Annotated in this window: 1 protein-coding gene; it reads right to left on the bottom strand. The window is 60.4% G+C overall.

The window, feature by feature from the left end; genetic code table 11:
- Positions 1-142: 142 nt before the first annotated feature.
- Complete coding sequence (locus OP496_RS18290; protein WP_280565422.1) at positions 143-484, bottom strand: type II toxin-antitoxin system HicB family antitoxin; 342 nt, start codon at positions 482-484, stop codon at positions 143-145.
- Positions 485-608 lie beyond the last annotated feature (124 nt).

Below are 608 nucleotides of genomic sequence, written 5' to 3'. Positions count from 1 at the left end.
AGCTACGAGTAACGGGCAACGAGCTGCGAGCTACGAGCAACGAGCTGCGAGCGACGAGCTGCGAGCTAAAATGCTGCCGAAGCCCGAAGCCGCTCTTCACAGCGCCCCGAACCTGGCGCCCGAAGCCCGCAGTGTCCGGCAGTCAAGGATGCTGTTGCAGGTAGTCGTTCAGCGCCTGGCGGGTGAGGTCGTTGAGCGAGATGCCGTGCTGCGAGGCTGAAACGGCAGCGGCCAGGTGCAGGTCGTGGCCGACGCGCACGTTGAAGGAGCCCTTGCACGGAGTCTCGGGCGCCTCGCCGAGTTGCTCGCAGGTGGCGAGATAGTCATCGACGGCTTCTCGGAACGCGGCTTCCAACTCCGCCACCGTCTCACCTTCGTAACTGACCAGGGCGCGAACGAACTGCAGCTTGCCGAACAGGCAGTTGTCTTCGGTGCTGGCTTCGAGGGAGCCGTAGTAGCCCCGGTACTTCAAGAGTTTTTCCATTAGATCAGCCCTCCTAAGCGTAGCTGCTCGATGACTTGGCGCTTGGCGTAGGCCTTCAATTCGTTACCTGGATGCGGCTTGTGCAGGTTGATCATGGCATTTTTGCGACTAAATATAGTTGCAT

Origin of the sequence: Chromohalobacter sp. 48-RD10, from assembly GCF_029889785.1 — a bacterium.
Lineage (GTDB): Bacteria > Pseudomonadota > Gammaproteobacteria > Pseudomonadales > Halomonadaceae > Chromohalobacter.
Note: the sequence above shows the minus strand (reverse complement) of the source record. Positions and strands in the feature narration are given on the sequence as shown.